Origin of the sequence: Paenibacillus silagei (genome assembly GCF_017874735.1) — a bacterium.
Classification (GTDB): Bacteria; Bacillota; Bacilli; order Paenibacillales; family Paenibacillaceae; genus Paenibacillus_AQ; species Paenibacillus_AQ silagei.
The window spans coordinates 34638-54158 of the sequence record NZ_JAGGLV010000016.1 but is presented as its reverse complement, the minus strand read 5'-3'; the positions used below and the strand labels follow the sequence as shown (position 1 = coordinate 54158).

General features: G+C 56.4%; 17 protein-coding genes. 4 read left to right on the top strand and 13 right to left on the bottom strand.

The genetic code is table 11. The annotated features are described in order from the left end of the window. Positions 1-261: 261 nt before the first annotated feature. From J2Z70_RS21795 to J2Z70_RS21760, 8 genes are all read right to left on the bottom strand, one after another. The gene (locus tag J2Z70_RS21795; RefSeq protein ID WP_209876726.1) at positions 262-624 is read right to left on the bottom strand and encodes a 4Fe-4S dicluster domain-containing protein; all 363 of its coding nucleotides are present in this window, start codon (positions 622-624) and stop codon (positions 262-264) included. After that, positions 621-2228, bottom strand: a complete 1608-nt coding sequence (locus J2Z70_RS21790) for an FAD-binding protein (protein WP_209876724.1) — start codon at positions 2226-2228, stop codon at positions 621-623. Before J2Z70_RS21790 ends, J2Z70_RS21795 begins: the two co-directional genes overlap by 4 nt. A gap of 31 nt (positions 2229-2259) precedes the next feature. Beyond that, a complete protein-coding gene (locus J2Z70_RS21785; protein ID WP_209876722.1) occupies positions 2260-3324 on the bottom strand; it encodes an ABC transporter substrate-binding protein in 1065 nt (354 codons plus the stop codon). A gap of 53 nt (positions 3325-3377) precedes the next feature. Further along, positions 3378-3710, bottom strand: a complete 333-nt coding sequence (locus J2Z70_RS21780; RefSeq protein WP_209876720.1) for a 4Fe-4S dicluster domain-containing protein — start codon at positions 3708-3710, stop codon at positions 3378-3380. Continuing rightward, a complete protein-coding gene (locus J2Z70_RS21775; protein WP_209876718.1) occupies positions 3707-5314 on the bottom strand; it encodes an FAD-dependent oxidoreductase in 1608 nt (535 codons plus the stop codon). Before J2Z70_RS21775 ends, J2Z70_RS21780 begins: the two co-directional genes overlap by 4 nt. A 49-nt stretch (positions 5315-5363) precedes the next feature. Next, positions 5364-6251 carry an ABC transporter permease gene (locus J2Z70_RS21770; protein WP_209876716.1) on the bottom strand — a complete coding sequence of 296 codons (888 nt, stop codon included), beginning with the start codon at positions 6249-6251 and terminating at the stop codon, positions 5364-5366. A 15-nt stretch (positions 6252-6266) separates the two neighbouring features. Then, positions 6267-7088 carry an ABC transporter permease gene (locus J2Z70_RS21765; RefSeq protein ID WP_209876714.1) on the bottom strand — a complete coding sequence of 274 codons (822 nt, stop codon included), beginning with the start codon at positions 7086-7088 and terminating at the stop codon, positions 6267-6269. 102 nt (positions 7089-7190) lie between these two features. After that, positions 7191-7967: an ABC transporter ATP-binding protein gene (locus J2Z70_RS21760; protein WP_209876712.1), complete on the bottom strand. Its 777-nt coding sequence runs from the start codon at positions 7965-7967 to the stop codon at positions 7191-7193. A 393-nt stretch (positions 7968-8360) separates the two neighbouring features. On the opposite strand from J2Z70_RS21760, the gene J2Z70_RS21755 reads away from it, so the two are divergent. Then, entirely contained in the window at positions 8361-9509 is a 1149-nt protein-coding gene (locus J2Z70_RS21755) for an LLM class flavin-dependent oxidoreductase (RefSeq protein ID WP_209876710.1), read from the top strand. A gap of 852 nt (positions 9510-10361) precedes the next feature. Here J2Z70_RS21755 and J2Z70_RS21750 read toward each other — a convergent pair. Beyond that, the gene (locus J2Z70_RS21750) at positions 10362-10589 is read right to left on the bottom strand and encodes a hypothetical protein (RefSeq protein WP_036730425.1); all 228 of its coding nucleotides are present in this window, start codon (positions 10587-10589) and stop codon (positions 10362-10364) included. Positions 10590-10593: 4 nt separating this feature from the next. Further along, positions 10594-11595 (bottom strand): TIR domain-containing protein, encoded by a 1002-nt coding sequence (locus tag J2Z70_RS21745; RefSeq protein WP_342593043.1) that lies wholly within the window; start codon positions 11593-11595, stop codon positions 10594-10596. Between the two features lie 239 nt (positions 11596-11834). Here J2Z70_RS21745 and J2Z70_RS21740 point away from each other — a divergent pair, with 239 nt between their 5' ends. Beyond that, positions 11835-13022 (top strand): N-acetylmuramoyl-L-alanine amidase family protein, encoded by a 1188-nt coding sequence (locus tag J2Z70_RS21740; protein WP_209876708.1) that lies wholly within the window; start codon positions 11835-11837, stop codon positions 13020-13022. 7 nt (positions 13023-13029) lie between these two features. Here the strand turns inward: J2Z70_RS21740 and J2Z70_RS21735 are convergent, their stop codons facing one another. The 3 genes from J2Z70_RS21735 to J2Z70_RS21725 form a co-directional block, all read right to left on the bottom strand. After that, on the bottom strand, positions 13030-14034 hold the full coding sequence (locus J2Z70_RS21735) for an HD-GYP domain-containing protein (RefSeq protein WP_036730433.1): 1005 nt from the start codon (positions 14032-14034) through the stop codon (positions 13030-13032). A gap of 107 nt (positions 14035-14141) precedes the next feature. After that, positions 14142-15722 (bottom strand): response regulator, encoded by a 1581-nt coding sequence (locus J2Z70_RS21730; RefSeq protein ID WP_209876706.1) that lies wholly within the window; start codon positions 15720-15722, stop codon positions 14142-14144. Positions 15723-15771: 49 nt separating this feature from the next. Continuing rightward, positions 15772-17598, bottom strand: a complete 1827-nt coding sequence (locus J2Z70_RS21725; protein WP_209876704.1) for a sensor histidine kinase — start codon at positions 17596-17598, stop codon at positions 15772-15774. 145 nt (positions 17599-17743) lie between these two features. Between J2Z70_RS21725 and J2Z70_RS21720 the strand changes: the two genes are divergently transcribed. Both J2Z70_RS21720 and J2Z70_RS21715 read left to right on the top strand, forming a co-directional pair. Beyond that, positions 17744-18634, top strand: a complete 891-nt coding sequence (locus tag J2Z70_RS21720) for a carbohydrate ABC transporter permease (RefSeq protein WP_209876702.1) — start codon at positions 17744-17746, stop codon at positions 18632-18634. Continuing rightward, positions 18634-19470, top strand: a complete 837-nt coding sequence (locus J2Z70_RS21715) for a carbohydrate ABC transporter permease (RefSeq protein WP_036730441.1) — start codon at positions 18634-18636, stop codon at positions 19468-19470. Before J2Z70_RS21720 ends, J2Z70_RS21715 begins: the two co-directional genes overlap by 1 nt. Positions 19471-19521 lie beyond the last annotated feature (51 nt).

Genomic DNA, 19521 nt, shown 5'->3' with positions numbered 1-19521 from the left:
GACGCTCCGCCTGCTGAAGAAACGGTTCGTTCAACTTAGTATAATATCAACCGCCCAGTTAGTATATATTAAAATAATTTATATTTTTCTGCAGCAGCTTAGCCTGCTTCTATATGTATCGGCGTGCTCCTAGTATTGCCCAAATTATGTCATATTACTTAGACACGGCCGAAACGTACAAGAACATGCACCCGTCAGTCAGAAGCGATTATATACAAAAAGGTGTTCCGCTGCCGGCATGGCTGCGGAACACCTGTGAATTCACTTGCCTATCTCTTGCTGCTTGCCGCGGTAAGCTTCGGTGAAGACCTCGAAGAACGGTGTCGTGTCCCGCTCTGCCATCGTGTCCTCCGCCCCCGGATTCCAGCCGATCTCCTTCCGCCAGCTGCCCAGCCGGCCGGATTCAATCAGCTCCTGCTCATCCGGGTTCGCAGACTTATCTGCCTGCGGTGCCACATACAATGCATCGACAGGACAATAAGCTTCGCACATGAAGCAGGTCTGGCAATCCTCCTGGCGGGCAATGACGGCAAGCTTGCCCTCCATCGCGAAGACATTCGTCGGACAGACCTTCACGCACAGCCTGCAGCCGATGCAGCGGTCCTGGCTAACCAGCTCAATCATATGGCCCGCTCCTCTCCTGGAATCCGCAGCTCATGGGCATGAGGCACACTTTCCGTGCGGATACCGATCGTATTAACGCCGGAGAGAATCAGGCGGTGGGTCTGGTGCGGGTCCAGCGCCGGATACTCGGCCAGGCGCTGCAGGCCGCGGCTCTCCTTGCGGGCCAGCGCAGCGGTGTAGATCCAGCGGCCGACATTCAGCATAGCGGCCGCTTCACGTGACTGCACGATGCCCTGAACCGTGGCAGGCACCTGCCCGCCCAGCTCGGGCATCAGGCGGTTCAGGCGCTGCAGGGCGGCAGCGACTACGGGCTCGCTGCGGAAGTAATTGATCCGCAGCGGCAGGATCTCCTGCTGGACCGCCGCGATCAGCGGCTTCGCGTCCAGCGTCCTTGCCGTGCCGGCGCCAGCCGGCATGCCGTAGCGGCCCGCCGCGCGGAGCATCCGGCGCTCCGCCGGATGCGGCTGCTGCAGAGCGAGCCGCGCCGCGCTTCGTCCTGCCCAGCTGCCGCTGCAGATGGCCCAGGATGCATTGTAGGCGCCGCCGCCGGAGATGGCGCCGGTCACTTTCTCGCGGGAGGCGGCGTCGCCTGCCGCATACAGCCCCGGCACCGAGGTTTCACAACCGGGGCCGGTCAGGCGCAGGCCGCCCGTGCCGCGCATCGTGCCTTCATAGCGGAGCGTAAGCAGAAATTTATCCTTGAACGGATTAATCCCCGCCCGCTCCAGCGGCATGAAGAAGATCGGGTGGGCATTGCGGAGGAATTCCTGCTTCTCCTTCGTATCAGCCAAATCCAGAGAAGCATAGACCGGGCCCTTCAGCATCAGCTCGGGAATGCTGCCGAAGGTGCGGTCGCCCCGGTGCAGCGGCCTGCCCGCAGCATCATACAGCGTGGCCCAAGCCAGCATGCGCCCGCGGGTGACCGTTCCATCCGCGAAGCTCGGAGCATATTGCCGGGTGAATTCCATGCCCGACAGCTCGGCACCGGCTTCGGCTGACATCAGCAGCCCCTCACCGGTAAGCACATTACAGCCCAGCCCCTTGCTGAGGAAGGCGCAGCCGCCCGTAGCCATAATCACCGCATTTGCCTTCACTTCCCAGCTCTCTCCGGTCAGGCGGTTGATTCCGCGGGCGCCACCCACACCGTGCTGATCATGGAGCAGCTCCAGCGCCGGCGATTGATCCCAGATGCGCACTCCCGCCTTGCGCACCACTCTGCGCATAATCTTCATGTATTCGGGGCCATGCAGATGCGTCCGCAGCGGCCGGCCATCCTCATCCTTCGGGAAGGGATACCCCCATTCCTCTACCAGCTGCAGATTCTGCTCGACCTGATCCAGCACACGGTGTATCCAGGCATTCTCCGAGAGATAGCCGCCGGCCTTAAGTCTGTCCTGCACGGCCTGCTCCCGCAGCTCGGCTACCGGCGGAATCACCAGCAGCGTCGTTCCCCCCGGCGCGGTAGCCCCGCTGGTTCCGAGATATCCCTTATCGGCCAGAATCACCTTCGCTCCCTGAGAAGCTGCACTCCATGCCGCCCATGCTCCGGCCGGGCCTCCACCCAGCACTAGAACATCTGTTGTAGCCTGCTGTTGCTGCGGCATTCCGCTTCCTCCTCTTTCGGTCCTCTGAACATTACTTGAGCTGCCAATCGCTGATATTGAAATCCTTCTTGGCCAGCTTCTCATCGACGAGGAAGTTCTTGGTGCCCTCCAGCAGCTTAATGCCGTCATCTGTGAAGGCTGTATCCTTGATATCACTGATTGGATTAACCTGAATCGCGAGTTCCGGGGTGGTATCTCCGATCTCTGCCAGGAATGCATAATATTCATCTTCATGCTGCTTCAGGTCGGCCAGTGCCTTCTCCCGGGCCGCATTCCAGACCTTGGGGAAATCCGGGAATTTCGCAAGGTACTCCTCTGACACTACGGTAGCGCTGCTACCGAGCAGATCCGGATGCTGCGAGGCATCATCCAAATGGGTGTACCCCTGCTCAATCTGCTTAAGCGCCGCCACACCGTTATTGGTGGTCGCGTCTACATCGCCGCGGGCCAGTGCTGCGCTTGCATCGGGAATCAGCATGTGAACCAGCTTATAATCAGTTACGCCCTCCTGCTTCAGCAAGCCGACTACATAACGGTGCATAAACGAACCTTTTTGGATGGCAATCGTCTTGCCCTTCAGGTCCTGCACCGTCTTCGGCCCGTCCTTCTTGCCGATCAGATAACCGACTGTATGCGCTGAAGTCTGGGCGATCAGCCGGGTCTTGGCTCCTGAGGCGTAGGCGATAATCGCCGGGGTATCCCCGAGGCTGCCGAAATCAAGTCTTCCGCTGATTAAGGATTCCGTCTGATCCGGCCCGTTCGGGAAGCCTGTCAGCTTGATTTCGGTAATTCCGTATGGTTTCAGCTCTTCCTGAATAATGCCCTTGTAAAGGCCCCAGCCTTCCGCGCCTCCCGGCAGATTCAGCTTATTGGAGCCAATGAATCCGTAATTCAGCACGGCCGGAACATTACTTGAAGCCTTATCGCCAGCCGCTTCAGCGGTATTGGTACCTCCACTGCCTGCTGCTGAGCTACTGCTCCCCGTATTATTGCCGCAAGCCTGCAGTACCAGCATGATCATCACCACACCTGTAATCAGCGTGAGGCGTCCCCTTTTGCTCCATATACCTGTAATCTCTCTGTACAATCTGCTCATTGCTGTATTCTCCCCTCAGTCGTCTACTGGATGTTGTTATCGCATATCAGAAATCAGAATCCTGCCCGCGCCGCCAGCTTAACCATGAAGTCATGACTAGCCACCGGCTGTCTGCCCTTGCCCCAGCCTACCTTCTCGCGGTAGCCTCCAAGCAGGCCTTGCTCCTCCAGCTCTGCCTCTGTAATCCCGGTAATTCCCTCGGAATCCGGAGCAACATACAGTGCATCCACCGGACAATACAGCTCACACATGAAGCAGGTCTGGCAGTCGCTCTGCCGGGCGATAACAGGAATTCCATTATCTGCCCGGTCGAATACATTGGTCGGGCAGACGGATACGCATTGGTTGCATTCTATACACCGGTCAGCGCTGATGACTTCAATCACAACAACACACTCTCCTTCGCTACCTCTTCTGTCTTCACCCATACCTGATCAAGTCCGCCGCTGATTAAGCGGTGATGCTGGCTGTCATCACTTCCCTTGAAGTCCTCCCGTTTATGCATTCCCCGGGTCTCGGTGCGGGCCAGTGCGGAGCTGTACATCCAGCGTGCCGTCGCCGTCATCGCTTCGGCTTCACGCGCCTTTACACCTTCCGGCGTACGCTGGATTTCCCGGCTGCGCTGCTCTTTCCATAGTCCGTCCAGACGTTCCAGCGAAGACGCCAGCCCCTGCTCTGTTCGGAACAGATTAATATCGTACGGTTTGACTTCTGCCTGCACAGCCTCCACATACTCTGCGGTTCTGGCCGCTTCTCCCGCCTTCACTTCCTGGTGAACCAGCGGTGAAGAGGATAACCCGACGGGTGCGCGATGCTGCGAATGCCGGCCAAGTCCTGCGGCATAAGCCGCAGCCCCTTCTCCGGCGAAGGAGCCGGAGGACATAGCCCAGGCGGCATTGTGGCTGCCGCCTCCGGTGAACCCGCCGCAGATCAGCTCGCGGGTGGCGGCATCCCCCGCTGCGTACAGGCCGGGAACGCCTGTACCGCATTGCTCATCCGTTATTCTAATGCCGCCTGTCCCCCGGACGGTCCCCTCCAGCCGCAGAGTTACCGGGAAGAGGTCCTTGAAGGGATTGATCCCCCGCCGGTCAAACGGCAGGAAGAAGTTGGTCTGCGCCACCCGCAGCAGCGGCTGCAAAGCCTCGTCAGCTCCGTCAAGCTTCGCGAACACCTGGCGGCCCGCCAGCAGATTCCGGGCAATGACCGAGCGGCCCTTCTTGGAGCCCGCTCCTTCCACCACACTGCCGTCCTCATAATAGAAGCTGGCATAGCTGTAATACGCGGTCTTCGTCACAGAGGAGAAGGTCGGGCAGATCGCATAGGCGTTGGAGAACTCCATGCCGGACAGGCTCGCCCCTGCTTCCGCAGCGAATAAGTAACCATCACCCGTCAAGACGTTGCAGCCCAGCGCCTTGCTGAGGAAAGCGCAGCCCCCGGTAGCGATAACCACCGCCCCGGCATGCACACTCCAAGCTTCTCCGTTCTGGGTCTGCACGCCGGCCGCTCCGGCTACCCCGTGCTCATCGGCGAGCAGCTCCAGCACGGGACTGTGGTCCAGAATCTTCACACCTGCCTTCTTCACCAGCTTGCGCATCAGACGCATATATTCAGGTCCCTGCAGGCCCCGCCGGTATGGATTGCCTTCCTCATCCACCGGGAACGGATAGCCGCTGACGCCCAGTCTGTTCATATTCTCATAAGTACGGTCCAGTACCCGGTCCATCCAGCGGTGCTCTGCCAGCTTACCGCCCATAGCATAACGGCTGGCCTTCGCGGCCTCGCGCAGCTCCTCCTCCGGCTTCACGTACCATACTCCTGTGCCCGACGGGGCAGTCGCGCCGCTGGAGCCGCAGTATCCTTTATCGGCCAGAATCACCTTCACTCCCTTGGCTGCGGCTGTAAGTGCCGCCCATGTTCCTGCCGGACCTCCGCCGATTACCAGTACATCTGCCGTCAGTTTCAATGCTTCCTTCAGTGCCGGTTGGCTCATGTTGTTGCCCCCTTGGTTTCATTAGCGTTAGCGTTTCATTAGCCCGTCTTCAACCTTGATAGCTGTCACGCCAGTACAGGAATTTGCGTTCGATGACGCGGAATAGAGAATCGATTAGCTTGCCGACCACGGCGAAAATAAGTATTCCGACAAAAATCACTGCCGTATTGGAATTCTGCTTCGCTTCATTAATGAGAAATCCAACCCCGGACTGTGATCCGATCAGTTCAGCAACCACCAGACCGATCCAGGCCACAGCCATCGACAGGCGCAGTCCCAGGAGAATGCCGGGCAGCGCAGCCGGCAGGATCAGCCGCCGCACCTTCTGCAGTGGACTGAAGCCCAGTACCCGGGCCACTTCGAACAGCTTGTTATCCACTCCCCGGATGCCCATGAAGGTATTAACATAGAGCGGGAAGAAGGAGCCGCTCATGATAATCACCACCTTCGAGATCTCGCCGAAGCCAAACCACAGAATAATTAGCGGGGCAATCGCCAGATGCGGAACCAGCCGCAGAATCTGAACACTCGGGTCCAGCAGATAGGCTGCGCTGCGGAACAGGCCGGTCAATGTCCCCAGCAGCAAGCCGAGAATCCCTCCAATCAGGAACCCGATGCCCGCCCGTCCAATGCTGACACCCACATGATGGACGAGTTCTTCCTTAACGGTCAGATCCGCAAATGCAGAGAGGATCGTCAGCGGTGCCGGAAGAAACTCCGGCGAGATCCAGCCTGCGCTCCCGGCAAGCTGCCACACGGCCAGCACCGCTACGGGAATGGCTGCCCCGGCTCCCCAGTCATACAGAAGCTTTTTCCAGAATACTGAATCTGTCTTTCTCTTGTTGTTAGCCGTAGTAATTGAAGCAGTTCCGCTATAATCACGGGCTTCCCTTACCCCCTTGGCTGTCTTGATTATGGCTTCGATCCCTTCACTCATGCTGTTCTTCCCCTCCTATCCCTGATAACTGTCCCGCCACCGGAGCAGATGCTGTTCAATCAGGCGGACAATCGTGTCACTCAGCAGTCCGACAGCGGCAAATACAATAATTCCGACAAATACAACCGGCGTATCGGCAAACTGGCGGGCATCTGACATCATGTAGCCGATCCCCGAGGTAGAAGCAATAAGCTCCGCAACCACCAGTCCCAGCCAGGAGAGTCCCAGCGACAAGCGCACCCCGAGCATTACATTCGGCACCGCCGCAGGCAGCACCAGCCGCACAATCTGCTTCTCTCTGCTGAAGCCAAGCACTCTGGCTACCTCAAACAGCTTGTTATCCGTCCCGCGTATACCGATAAAGGTATTGATATAGACCGGAAAAAACGCCCCTTTGGCAATCAGCAGCACCTTGGATTCTTCGCCGATGCCGAACCAGAGAATGAACAGCGGCACTACGGCAAGGCTCGGAATCATCCGGATCATTTGCAGCGAGGGGTCCAGCAGCTTCTCCGACCGGCGGAATAATCCGACCAGGATGCCGAAGAACAGACCGAGCCCTCCGCCAAGCAGAAATCCTGACAATGCCCGCACGACACTAATTCTCAGGTTGCTCCATAAATCCCCGGTAGACGCCAGCGCTATGAACGACTGGGCAATCGTATAAGGTGTCGGGAACAGCATCTCCGAGATCACTCCGTAATAGCCCAGAATCTGCCACAGGATCAGCACCCCTACCGGAAGCAGCAGCCCCAGACCGGCAATGACCACTTTTCCAGGTCCATCAGGCTGTCCGGTTTTTCCGGCATTTCCTACAGCTACAGTCCGCTCTGCCATGGCTGTCCCTCCTTCTGAATTAATTAATATATTCGCATGGATTAAGTCGGATATTAATTAGCACTTACCCTCACTTTTCCACAATAAGCATCTGGATTCACTTTATATTCCAGCCCCGTCCTTCAGCTCAAGCTCATCCACCTTCTCGAAGTAATTCAATACCTTGAGCCGCAGCTCTTGAAAGGAGGTTGTTGTTTTGGTGCGCGGATACGGCAGGTCTATGGGAACGATCTTACGGATTCGGCCGGGACGAGACTCCAGAATCACCACCCGGTTCCCCAGGAACACGGCTTCATCAATATCATGTGTCACAAAAATCATCGTCGTCCGGTTCCGCCGCCAAATGTCGAGCAGCACCGCCTGCATATGCGCCCGGGTAAAAGCATCCAGCGCGCCAAAGGGCTCATCAAGCAGCAGAACCTTGGGACTGCGCAGCAGTGCCCGGGCAATCGCTACCCGCTGGGCCATCCCTCCCGACAGTTCACGGGGATAGGACTTCTCGAAGCCGCCGAGCTTCACCAGCTCAACCAGCTCATCTACCCGCTGCCGGATATCCGGCCTGCCCAGCGGCAGATCCGAGGCAATATTCTTCTCTACCGTAAGCCAGGGAAACAAGCGGTGCTCCTGAAAAATAAACCCCTTATCGATTCCCGGCCCGCTGATCGCTGCCCCCTCCAGGGTAACACTGCCGGTATAGCCGGTATCCAGACCGGCAATGATGCGCAGCAGGGTGCTTTTGCCGCAGCCGCTGGGTCCAATCACCGTGATGAACTCCCCCTCCTGAACCTCCAGCTCGACATCCTCCAGCGCCTGCACCTTGCCTCCAGCGGTATCAAAGTGCTTATTCAGTTCTGTGATAGACAACAAAGCCTCTCCCATCTCTACTCCTCCTTCTGGCTGAATTCCCTTAGCAACAAAAAACAGAGGGACCTCGCGCAACAATCACGCAGGCACCTCTGTATGAACAGTCGGTAAAATATAATCCAAAGTAAGTTGATTGGAATTTGTAAATTTAAAATATCATCCATCAGGTAATCTGTCAATAAAAATACACAATATCCGGGCGGATTAATTTGATTTACTGCTGACATTCTTCTGAAACTATGAAACAGTAACGATGAAACAGACAATGTTAATAGCTATTCGCAAACTTCCACTCATATACTTACAATTAGTAAGTAATTGTGATATACTGGGCTATATCCTTGCACTAACGGACAAGCTTAAAAGATAACTGCTGCTCACCATTCTGGATGATAAGGGGTCTGTACCATGAACAATCAAGGGAATACACAAGCTAATGCGCAAGCAAATACACAAGCGGATGCTCAAGAAAAAGAAGCAAGCCTGCCGGAGTTTGAATTCGGCATTTATACATTGGGCGATATTGTTACCGACTGCCATACAGGGCAGCGGATCAGCCCCGCCCAACGCCTGCAGGAAGTCATTGCAGCCGCGAAGCTGGCCGATGAAGCCGGACTGGATGTATTCGGCGTAGGCGAGCATCACCGGCTGGATTTCGTAATCTCATCGGTGCCCGTTGTCCTGGCAGCTATTGCCCAGGTTACACAGCGGATCAAGCTTACCAGCGCTACGACCGTACTAAGTACCATTGATCCGGTCCGTGTCTTCGAGGATTTCGCCACCCTGGACCTCTTGTCTGGCGGTCGGGCCGAGATCATTGCCGGACGCGGCGCTTTCCTGGAATCCTTCCCGCTGTTCGGCTACGAGCTGGAAGATTACAAGCAGCTGTTCAGCGAGAATCTCGACCTGCTGCTCACACTGAACCAGCATGAAGTCATGAACTGGAAGGGCAAATTCCGCTCCCCGCTGCATAACGCCGAGATCGCTCCACGTCCGCTGCAGCAGAGACTGCCGCTCTCGGTCGGCATCGGCGGTTCAGCCGAAAGTGCCGAGAAGGCCGGGGCCCTTGGCATAGGCATGGCTATCGCTATCCTGAGCGGCAGCCCGGAGCCCTTCCAGAATCTGGCCGGCACCTACCGCCGCGCCGGGGCAGCCGCCGGCCACCAGCCGGAGGACCTGAAGATCGCCATCACCAGCCATGGCTACATCGCCAAGACCTCTCAGCAGGCACTGGATGAGTATTACCCTTATTACTACAGCTACCGTAATGCGATCAGCCCGCGCCCCGGTCAGGAGTACCGGATCTCCCGCAGCGAGTTCGGCCGGTTCACCTCGCCGGACAACACCCTGGCCGTAGGCAGCCCGCAACAGATTATCGAGAAGATTCTCTATCAGCATGAGCTGTTCGGCCATAACCGCTTCATGACCCAGCTAGACATCGGCGGCCTGCCTTACGCCAAAGTAGCCGCCGCCATCGAGCTGCTCGCCACCGAGGTCGCCCCGGTGGTGCGCCGCGAGGTTGCGAAGAAGCAGCGCGGAATTTCCTCCGCGCAATAGGGGCCATTGCGCTGGATGGGGCGCCGCCTAACTGATTGGCTCATTTAGCTAACTTTTGCTCGATTCAGGGGCACTTGTGCTCCTCATTCGCTCATTTAACTAACTTTTGCTCGATTCAGGGGCACTTGTGCTCCTGATTTGCTCATTTAGCCAACTTTTGCTCGATTCAGGGGCACTTGTGCTCCTGATTTGTTCATTTAACTAACATCTGGTGGATTCAGGGGCACTTGTGCTCCTGATTTGCTCATTTAACTAACATCTGGTGGATTCAGGGGCACTTGTGCTCCTGATTTGCTCATTTAGCCAACTTTTGCTCGATTCAGGTGCACTTGTGCTCCTCATTTGTTCATTTAACTAACATCTGGTGGATTCAGGGGCACTTGTGCTCCTGAATTGTTCATTTAGCCAACTTCTGCTCCTCATCCAGCCCACTTTCAGCACCACTAATGGGATTTATCCCTTTAATCCCCCCGTCCAGCCCACTTTTCAGCGTCACCAATGGGATTTATCCCTCTAATTTCCTCGTCCGCCCCACTTTTCTGCGCCACCAATGGGATTTATCCCTTTAATCCCCCCCGTCCAGCCCACTTTCAGCACCACTAATGGGATTTATCCCTTTAATTCCCCCCATCCAGCCCGCTCCCAGCGGAGTCCACATATCACCCTAATTCCTTATATTAGTTTGAGTTCAAGACCCGGCTGACGGAGGATGCCACGGATGTGAGTGAGCAAGCCCATCAGGAGAGCGCATAACTTCGCATTCCCTAAGTCGTTGGCCGCCGTTCCTCAAACAGCAAAAAAAGCCCCCAGCGATTGCTGGGGACCTGTTCAATAGTATGATTTAGCCAATGTTCAGGCAAATGATGGCTTGTTATTATCCACTTTACCGCTGACCAGCTTCTTGTACTCGTCGTCTCCACCCTCCACGGATGGTGCCAAATACACGCTTGACGCTGAGGGCGTAAGCTTGGGGCCGGATTTGCGTCTGGAGCGGCCTTTGCCTCCCGCGCTGTTGCCGTCACCGCTTGCAGACCGGCGGACAGTACTGGATACACTAACGGCATTCTTCATATTCTTCATCCTGTTAGTCCCCTCCCACTAAATGATTGACGGTGCGGAACAAATCCCGGTTATAGGCCACGACTGCTGTAATATCCTCACCCGATAATCTCTGATTTCCCGAGAAGTGCACGGACAGCACATGGTTCTCCCCTAAAGGATAGCATAGGATATATACCTCCGCAACTTCCGTACGCTGTAAAAAAGTCCATTCTTTTGCCAGAAAAGCATCCAGCACCCCCGGCTTCACGCTTCCGTCCTCGAAGGCGGCGAACGGATACATCTGCCCGCGTCCCACATTGCCGCCGACCTGCTTCAGGCCCGCTTCCGCTTCGGCCCGCCACATGGCGGCTCCGATGACCCGGCAATCCTCCGGGGGCAGGAATGAATTGCGGACGGCTTCGCTCAGTGCCTGATATTTCTCGGCTGCCTGGGGCGGCGTTACATTATTATTATATTGCCAAAAGAAGTGAAGGATACTTTCTTTTCGCCTAAGCTCTGCCCGAAGCTGCAACAGCTCTACAGCCGGGTCGCGGTACATCCCCTGCGCCTGAATACTGTCGATGATCTTGCCACAGCTCACATCCACCGCTGCTGTAACATTCTCGTGCTGCCACTCATATTCCAGCGGGGTTAATCCCGACAGATCCGACAGCAGATGATACTCTTCCACATTCTCACCCGGAATCAGATCACTGCGCGCGGGTACCTGATCCGGCAGCAGGCAGAAGACCCGGCCGCGCCGCAGCCGCGCCCAGAACAGGCCCATTTCGAACTGGGTGTTGTCACGGGTCACATAATAATATTTACCCCTAATCCGGGCTACATCATCCGGCGAGAACACAAAGACGGCAAAATCGCTGATATCCAGATTCCGCTCCAGCGCTTCCATGGTGTATTCATTCGGCCGGAAAGCAGCGGCATACCACGGATGGACCTCAGCGGTCCGCTTCAGCTGTTCGTGGATAGCCCTGGCATAGCGGATAGATTCTCTGGAAGAACCAATGAATAATCTAGGTCTGATCACGGCGGCACTCCTTTGTCTGTTTCCCCAATATGTAATAATTATACAGACATTTCCTGCCAACGAATAGGGCTTCAGGCGATATTGGGCAGCCGCATAGGAAGATGAGAGTACTGTAATCATCATCGTTGTTAGCGGTATTCCGAATAGGTATTTATCTTCAATTTTAAATTTTCGGTATTCTCCTGCCGATGAAACGGGTAATAGATTGTTATCTCTCCGGGAAATGAGGATTTATTTGTATGCGACAAAAATTACATACTGCATTCCTGTCAGCCTGTCTGCTGACTTCATCCATACTGGCACCTGTCCTGCCGTCTTCTACCGTTTATGCTGCAACTGCTTACACGGCCAAAGTGTACGCTAGCTCACTGAATGTACGCAGTGAGCCTGCTGCAAACGCTGCCGTCACAGGCACTCTGGCTGCCGGAGCCACCGTTACCGTCACTGAAGAGCAGCATGGCTGGCTCAAGGTCCGGGCCGGCTCTGTCTCCGGCTGGGTAGCCGGTTATTATCTGAAGCGTACCAGCGGAAGCTCGTCCACCAGCACTTCTTCCGCCAGCACCTCTTCCAGCTCCACCGCCTCCAAGGCATCGGCCAAGACGGCGGTTAAGACCACCTCAGCCTCCAGCGGAACGGCTGTCGTGACCGCGTCTTCCCTGCGCATCCGCAGCGGGCCGGGAACCGGCTATGAGGTGGTCGGTTCCCTGCAATCCGGCAACAAGGTGACACTCATGCTCCGGCAGGGAGAATGGTCGCGGGTCCGCACCGCCGGAGGAACCGTCGGCTGGGTATCCTCCGGGTATCTGTCAGGCGGAACCGTCCGCAGCGCAAGCACTATCAGCTCAAATAGCCAGACTCCGAGTGTGGTACGGAAATCCGGCAGTATCCGGGGCAAGCTGATCATAGTGGACCCTGGCCACGGCGGCACCGATCCGGGCATGCTCGGGACAACCTATAACACGATGGAGAAGGATCTGACGCTCCAGACCTCCCTGTATCTGCGGGATTATCTGACCGCCAAGGGAGCCAGAGTGGAGATGACCCGGACCCGCGGGGACCAGAAGCCTGCGCTCTCCCAGCGGGTGCAGCTTGGGCGGCAGCTCGGTGCGGACGCTTTTGTAAGCATTCATTATAATTCATCGCCGAAGAATGTCTCCGGCACGCTGACCTTCTTCTATTCGCAGCAGAACGACCTGCGGCTGGCCCGGGCAGTGGAGACCCGGCTGGGTGAGGGCATCGGCCTGCGCAGCAACGGCCTCTCCTTTGGCGACTATCATATTCTGCGGGAGAACCCGCTGCCGGCCACCCTGGTAGAGCTGGGCTTCCTGTCGAACCCGTACGACGAATCGATTGTGCGAAAGGCGGCTTATCAGCGAAAGGCGGCTCAGGCGGTCGCTGAGGGAGTGGCCGATTATTTCAACAAGTAGCCAAGAATCAGAGGCTGATCTCCCGGATGTTAAGCTCCGTTCTTTTGCTGAGATCAATATATTCATCCCCGATGCGGATCAGCGGAGTCTCGATGTCATGCGGGTTCAAGTAGACAATCTCGCCGACCCGGCCATCGGTTAAGACCACTTCACGCCCAACAGACCGCTTCACGATATTTTCCAGAAAAACGGTTACAATATGCGGGTCCAGCGCGCCGAAGCTGCCTCTTCTCATCTGATCCACAATCATATGGAACGGCGTCGGTTCATGATACGGGCGCTTGCTGGACATCGCATGAAAAATATCCGCCACGGCCACAATTTTGCTGTACGGATCAATCTGTTCGTCCTTCAGCCCCAGCGGATACCCCTTCCCGTCATTTCGCTCATGATGCTGAAGCGCCACCAGGGCAATGCGTGAATTGGCTCCGGTGGTTTCTTTGAGGATCTCGTAGCCGTAGACCGTGTGCTTCTTCACCTGGGTGTATTCCTCGTCCGTCAGCTTGCCGGGCTTATTCAGCAGCTCTGAGGGAATCTTCAGCTTGCCGATGTCATGCAGGGTTGCAGCCATGGAGAGCACGGACAGCTCCGCTTCACTCATCTCCAGCCATCTGCCGATCAGGGTAGAGAGCACTGCAACGCCGATGTTATGCTCATATGTATAATCATCCTTGCCCTGCACCGAATGGAACAAGGCGAAGATATCCGGGTTGCGCGAGATCTCCTGGATGACCGGAAGCACCTCCTTGCGGATATCCGCCAGCGGAATTTTGCGGGAGATTCGGTAAGATTCGAATAATTCCTTGGACAGGTCCACTGTACTGTTGACCATCTTCTGATAGGGGGGCGCCTGATCAGCCTCATCTGCAAAAAGAATGTCGAACCTGTCGATTTTTTGTTTGCGGATAAGCTCCAGATGCTCGGCATTCAGTCTGCTTCCTGCCGGAATTACAGTCACTCCGTAGGCATTAATCAGGTCATTCTTAATCGTTCTTCCCAGATCATTGTCCATACTATCCAGCCCTCCCCAATAACCGCAGCTATGTATTTATTGCCCATATAGCTATTATCGGTTGCAGGCCGGGAAATGCTGACAGGCAGTCCATGAACCTTGCATACTCAGGCTTCTTCCTCCTGCTTGCGGTATTCTCTTGGCGTGATGCCGGCGTTTTTTTTGAAGACACGGCTGAAATACTTCTCATCCTCATAGCCCACCAGCTCCGCGATCTGCGACAGCCGCAGATTCGTATTCAAGAGCAGCGTCTTCGCCTTATCCACCCGGAGGCCGGTCAGATAATCCGACAGATTCTCCCCGGTGATCTGCTTGAACTTGCGAGATACATTCTCCCTGCTGATGAAAAAGCGTTCCGCAATATGCTGCAGCGTCATCTCCTGCGCATAGTTCCGGTCCAGGTATTCCCTGATCTCCTGGACGAGCCGGCTATCCGGCGTCTGCGGGCTGCCCTTGGACAAGTGGTGAAGCAGCGTTTTCAGCCGGCACTGCCAGTTCTCCACCGAGAACAGCCCTTCAGCGTCATAACAGCACTCCAGGCTAATCTCTGCCTCCGGCCGCCAGCGCTTCAGAACGTCCAGCATCTCCGTCTGCTGATGCAGCAGACTGCTCTCCGTGAGCAGCGGCAGCCCGGCCAGATGTCGGGCCCACTCCTCCGCCACCCGCTCCATCCGCTCCAGATCGCCGGACAAGACGGCGACTCTAAGCTTGTCCAGCCGTTCCTCCAGGCCGTAGTCGTTTACAGGTCTACTCCCTTCCCCACGCTTCCTGAAGAGATGAATACGCCCGTCCCGCTGCAATAGATTCCGCTCCGCAAGCGCCTGGCCTGCCTGTTCCAAAGCTGGCCGCAGCCCCTCCGGCAACGGGTTCAGCGGACTAAGCCCGATATCCAGCTGAACACCGAACGCCTGGCGGATGGCTTCATTCATGCGGGTAAGTATCTCCTCCGCCTGCGCTACAGCGCTCCACAGCAGCACTACAAGCTCGCCCCCGCCCTGCCAGTTGCGGAAGGCGTAGCCGCTCTGGCCCTCTGCCATCACTTCATTGCAGACATTGGCCAGCACGAAGGCCGTCAAGGCCACATCACCGCGAAATCTCTGGAGCAGATGGCAGTCCGCACCTTGCAGCGGGATGACGGCGATCCTGCACTCCTGCGCCCCAATCGGCATTCCCAGCTCTTCACAGAGGGCCAGCTTCAGCTCATGGAACGAGGCCTGTCCGCTCACCAGATCGGACAGCATCTTGTCCCAGTAGAGCGGACGCAGCGCGTTCAGCTGCATGTTCTGGCGCTGGCGCCGCTTCCGTTCCGCCTCCTCCTCCATCCACAGCTTGAAGGCATGCTCCGCAGAGGCAATCAGCTGCTTGCTGTTCAGCGGCTTCAGCAGATAATCCGTACCGCCGTATACGATAGCAGGCTTCACATAATTGAAATCCTGATACCCGCTGATGACAATCGTCTTCGTATGCGGATAATGACGGTGCAGCCATTCCAGCAGCTCCGCCCCGTCCATCAGCGGCATCCGCATATCCGTGAAGACGACAGCCGGCTGATGCTCCTGCATAATCCGTGTCGCCTCCTGCCCGTTGGTTGCCTCATAGATCCCAGAGATGTTATAGCTGTCCCACGGAACAAAATACCGGATGGCCTCCCGCACATGCTTCTCATCATCTACAATCAGCACCTTCATCTCAGCCGCTCCTTCAAGAAATAGTCTCTATTCGCAAAAGCCGCCGGAATTAACCGTCGATCTCCTCCAGCGGAATAATCAGCGTAACGGTAAGCCCCTGGCCGTCTTCATTATTCTTAAGCTGCATCTCCGCTGCGCTGCCGAACTGCAGCCGCAGGCGGGCCAGCACATTGTACAGGCCGATCTCCTCCTGGTCCGGCTGGCTGCTGCCTCTGAGGCAGGCCGTAATCTCCTCCAGCCGCTCCGGGCTCATGCCCCGGCCGTTATCCTTCACGGCAAGCACCAGCCTGGCCGCCCCGTCCAGCCTGCACTCTATCTGGATCAGCCCCCCGCTTATCCCGTCAGCGAAGGCATGCTTGAAGATATTCTCTACAATCGGCTGCAGGATCATCTTCGGCAGGATCAGCTCCAGAGTCTCCGGCCCCGCCTCGACCGCAAGCTGCAGATTCTCTTCGCCGAACCGCTCCGTCTGCAGAATCATATAGTTCTGCACATGCTCAATCTCATCCCGCAGCGGCACCTGGGTCCGCTCGGTATTCATCGAATAACGCATCATACTGCCCAGGGAATAGATGAGATCATACACCTTAGGCGCATTATAGCGCAAGGACAGGCTGGCGATGGATTGCAACGCATTGTAGAGAAAATGCGGGTTCACCTGGGCCTGGAGCGCCTTCAGCTGATTCGTCTTGTTCGCCAGCTCCAGCCGGTATTCCTTAACGATCAGCTCATTGATCGTGCGGGTCATGCCGGTGATCTTGCGGGTGAGGAGCCCGAACTCGTCCTCCCGCTCGGCATCCATATGCGCATCCAGCTGGCCGGTCTGCACCTTCTGCGTGAAGTGAATCAGCTTCTTGATCGGACGGGTGAAGCCGATCGAGATCAGCACGGCACTGATGCCTCCGATCAGCAGGAACAGCAATCCGATGCCCATATTGAACCGGGTAATCACCCTTGCGTCTGTGTAGAGATCCTCATAGGGCACCAGCTTGATAATGCTTCCGCTGAACAAAGGGGCCTTGATCTGCTTGTACATTACAATTCCCTGGAAGCCGTCCTTCTTCCAGGCGAAATGCCCGCTGTCCTGCTCTGCGGGGAGACGGCTCCAGCCCGCTGCGACCGGCTTCCCGATCCAGTCCGGATCGGAAGCGAACAGCGCCTCGCCTTGCTCATTCAGCACATACAGGCGCTCTGTGTCCGAATTGTACATCGACTCCACGATCCCCTCCAGCTCCCCCAGCGTATAATCGACCGACAAATCTGCCAGTACGCTGTCACTAGGAGTCCGGTAGATGGGAAAATGGGCCGTAAAGACCGGCACGCTCCCCGGCTTCAGATTGGGGAAGCCGGACTTCACTCCGTACTGATGATCCATATGCGTCACTTCGAGATACGGGCGGTAAGTCCCTCCGGCCTGCCCCTCCGCAGCATAGCTGGCATTATCCTCACGGCGGAAAAATCCCTTAAGCAGCAGATTGGACTGCCTGGCGGCCCTCACATACAGATGAATCTGATACGTATTGCGGTCGGAGAGAAACAGATTGTACAGCTGGGTGGAGATGATGGCCCGGGTATCCGGCAGAATCGTGCCGGGCGGGGCCTGGGCAGCGCTTTTGGCGGTAAGCAGGGTGGTATAGAAGGAGCTGGGAACATTGATTCCGCTGTAGAGCGACATCGCCTGCTGGTTCATGCCGCTGAAATAGCTCCGGAGATTCGCCTCCCCCAGCGTCAGCAGCTTCGTATTCTGCTTCACGGACTGGTCCGTAACCGACTGCCTCGTATAGAGATAAGAGAAGGTCACAGAGATGCCTGACGGGATCACTGACGCCAGCAGCACTAAGGCCATCAGCCGTGTCCGGATGCTGTTCTTGAACATGGGGGAACCTCCTACAAGTTGTGTGAGCCGTATGGCCTGCAATATAATCCACTTTTCCCGGCATGAAATGAAGTGTTAGCGGTGGCCCGGGCTTTCTATAATCAAGCTGTGAACCCGTAGTTATCTTACCCTAAGGAGAATCCATATGAGAAAAACTCTGCGTATGCAGCGCGGCTGGGGACAGCAAATTGTATTTCTCGGCCCCTGTCTGCTCTTTTTCCTGACCATTGTGGTCACCCCGTTCTTCCTCGGCTTCTACTACTCCTCCACGGACTGGAACGGGCTGGATCTGGACAAAGCAGTCTGGACCGGCGCGGCCAACTGGAAACGGATCTTCATGAATGATGATAAGTTCTGGGAGTCCCTGGTCTTCACCCTGCGCTTCACCGTGATCTCGGTTGTGGCTGCCAACGTGCTTGCACTGCTGCTGGCCTTCATTTTAATGACGACGCTGAAGACGAAGAAGCTGCTCCGTACCGTCTTTTTCATGCCCAATGTGATCGGCGGCATTCTGCTCGGTTACATCTGGCAATTCATCTTCACCAAGGGCTTCGCTACGATCGGCGAGCTGACCGGGATTTCGTTCTTCCAGCTGCCCTGGCTGGGCACGCCAAGCACCGGGTTCTGGGGGCTGGTCATTGTGTTCGTCTGGCAGACAGCCGGCTATATGATGGTCATCTATATTGCCGGACTGGCCGGGATTCCGAAGGATCTCATTGAAGCTGCCCGCATAGACGGTGCCCGTGCTCCGCAGCTGTTCAAGAGCGTCTACATCCCGCTGATTATGCCGGCGATCACCATCTGCCTGTTCCTGACGACCTCCAATGCCTTCAAAATGTTCGACCTCAACCTGTCGCTGACCAAAGGCGGACCGGGTACCTCGACCCAGTCGCTGGCCTATAACATTTATGCGGAGGCACTGATTAACAACCGGTATGGCCTGGGTACAGCCAAAGCGCTGCTCTTCTTCGCCGCTGTCTCTCTGATTACCGTCACCCAGGTCTGGCTTACCAAACGAAAAGAGGTGTCCGCCTAATGAACAGCAGCCGTTACCGCCCGGGCAACTTCATCCTCGAAATTGCCGCCATTCTGCTGGCTATTGTCTTCCTGTCGCCGTTCTATCTGGTCCTGAGCAACTCGGTTAAGGGGCTGAAGGACATCCTGATCGATGCCGCTTCCTGGCCGCAGGTGTTCCACTGGAGTAACTATTCCAAGGTATGGGATGCCATCAACTTCCCGCAGGCCTTCTTCAATTCTCTGACCATTACGATTCTAAGCGTAATCTTCATCGTCCTGTTCAGCTCGATGGCCGCTTACCAGATTGTGCGCAAGCCGACGCGCTTCAATTCCTTCGTGTTCCTGCTGCTGGTCTCGGCGATGATCATTCCGTTCCAGTCACTCATGCTGCAATTGGTCCGGGTGACCAGCCTGCTGGAGCTGCGCGGCGAGCTGTACGGCATTGTGGCCTGTTATCTCGGCTTCGGGATGCCGCTGTCGGTCTTCCTGTTCCACGGGTTCATCAAGACGGTGCCGCTGGAGCTGGAGGAAGCCGCGCGGGTGGACGGCTCGAATCCGTACGGCGTGTTCTTCCGGATCGTCTTCCCGCTGCTGCTGCCGATTATTGTAACTGTCATTATCCTGAATACACTGTGGATCTGGAATGACTATCTGCTGCCTGTCCTGGTGATCGGCGGGAATAAGGATCTGACGACCCTGCCCGTAGCTGTGACCAAGTTCTTCGGACAGTACACCAAGAAGTGGGATCTGGCCCTTGCGGGTCTCGTCATGGCGATCACGCCTATTCTCTTGTTCTTCCTGTCGCTACAGCGTTATATTGTGGAAGGCGTGACGGCAGGCTCCATTAAAGGATGATTATTCGGCCGGCTTTCCGTTGCAGCAATAATATCCACTTTTTCGAGCAAC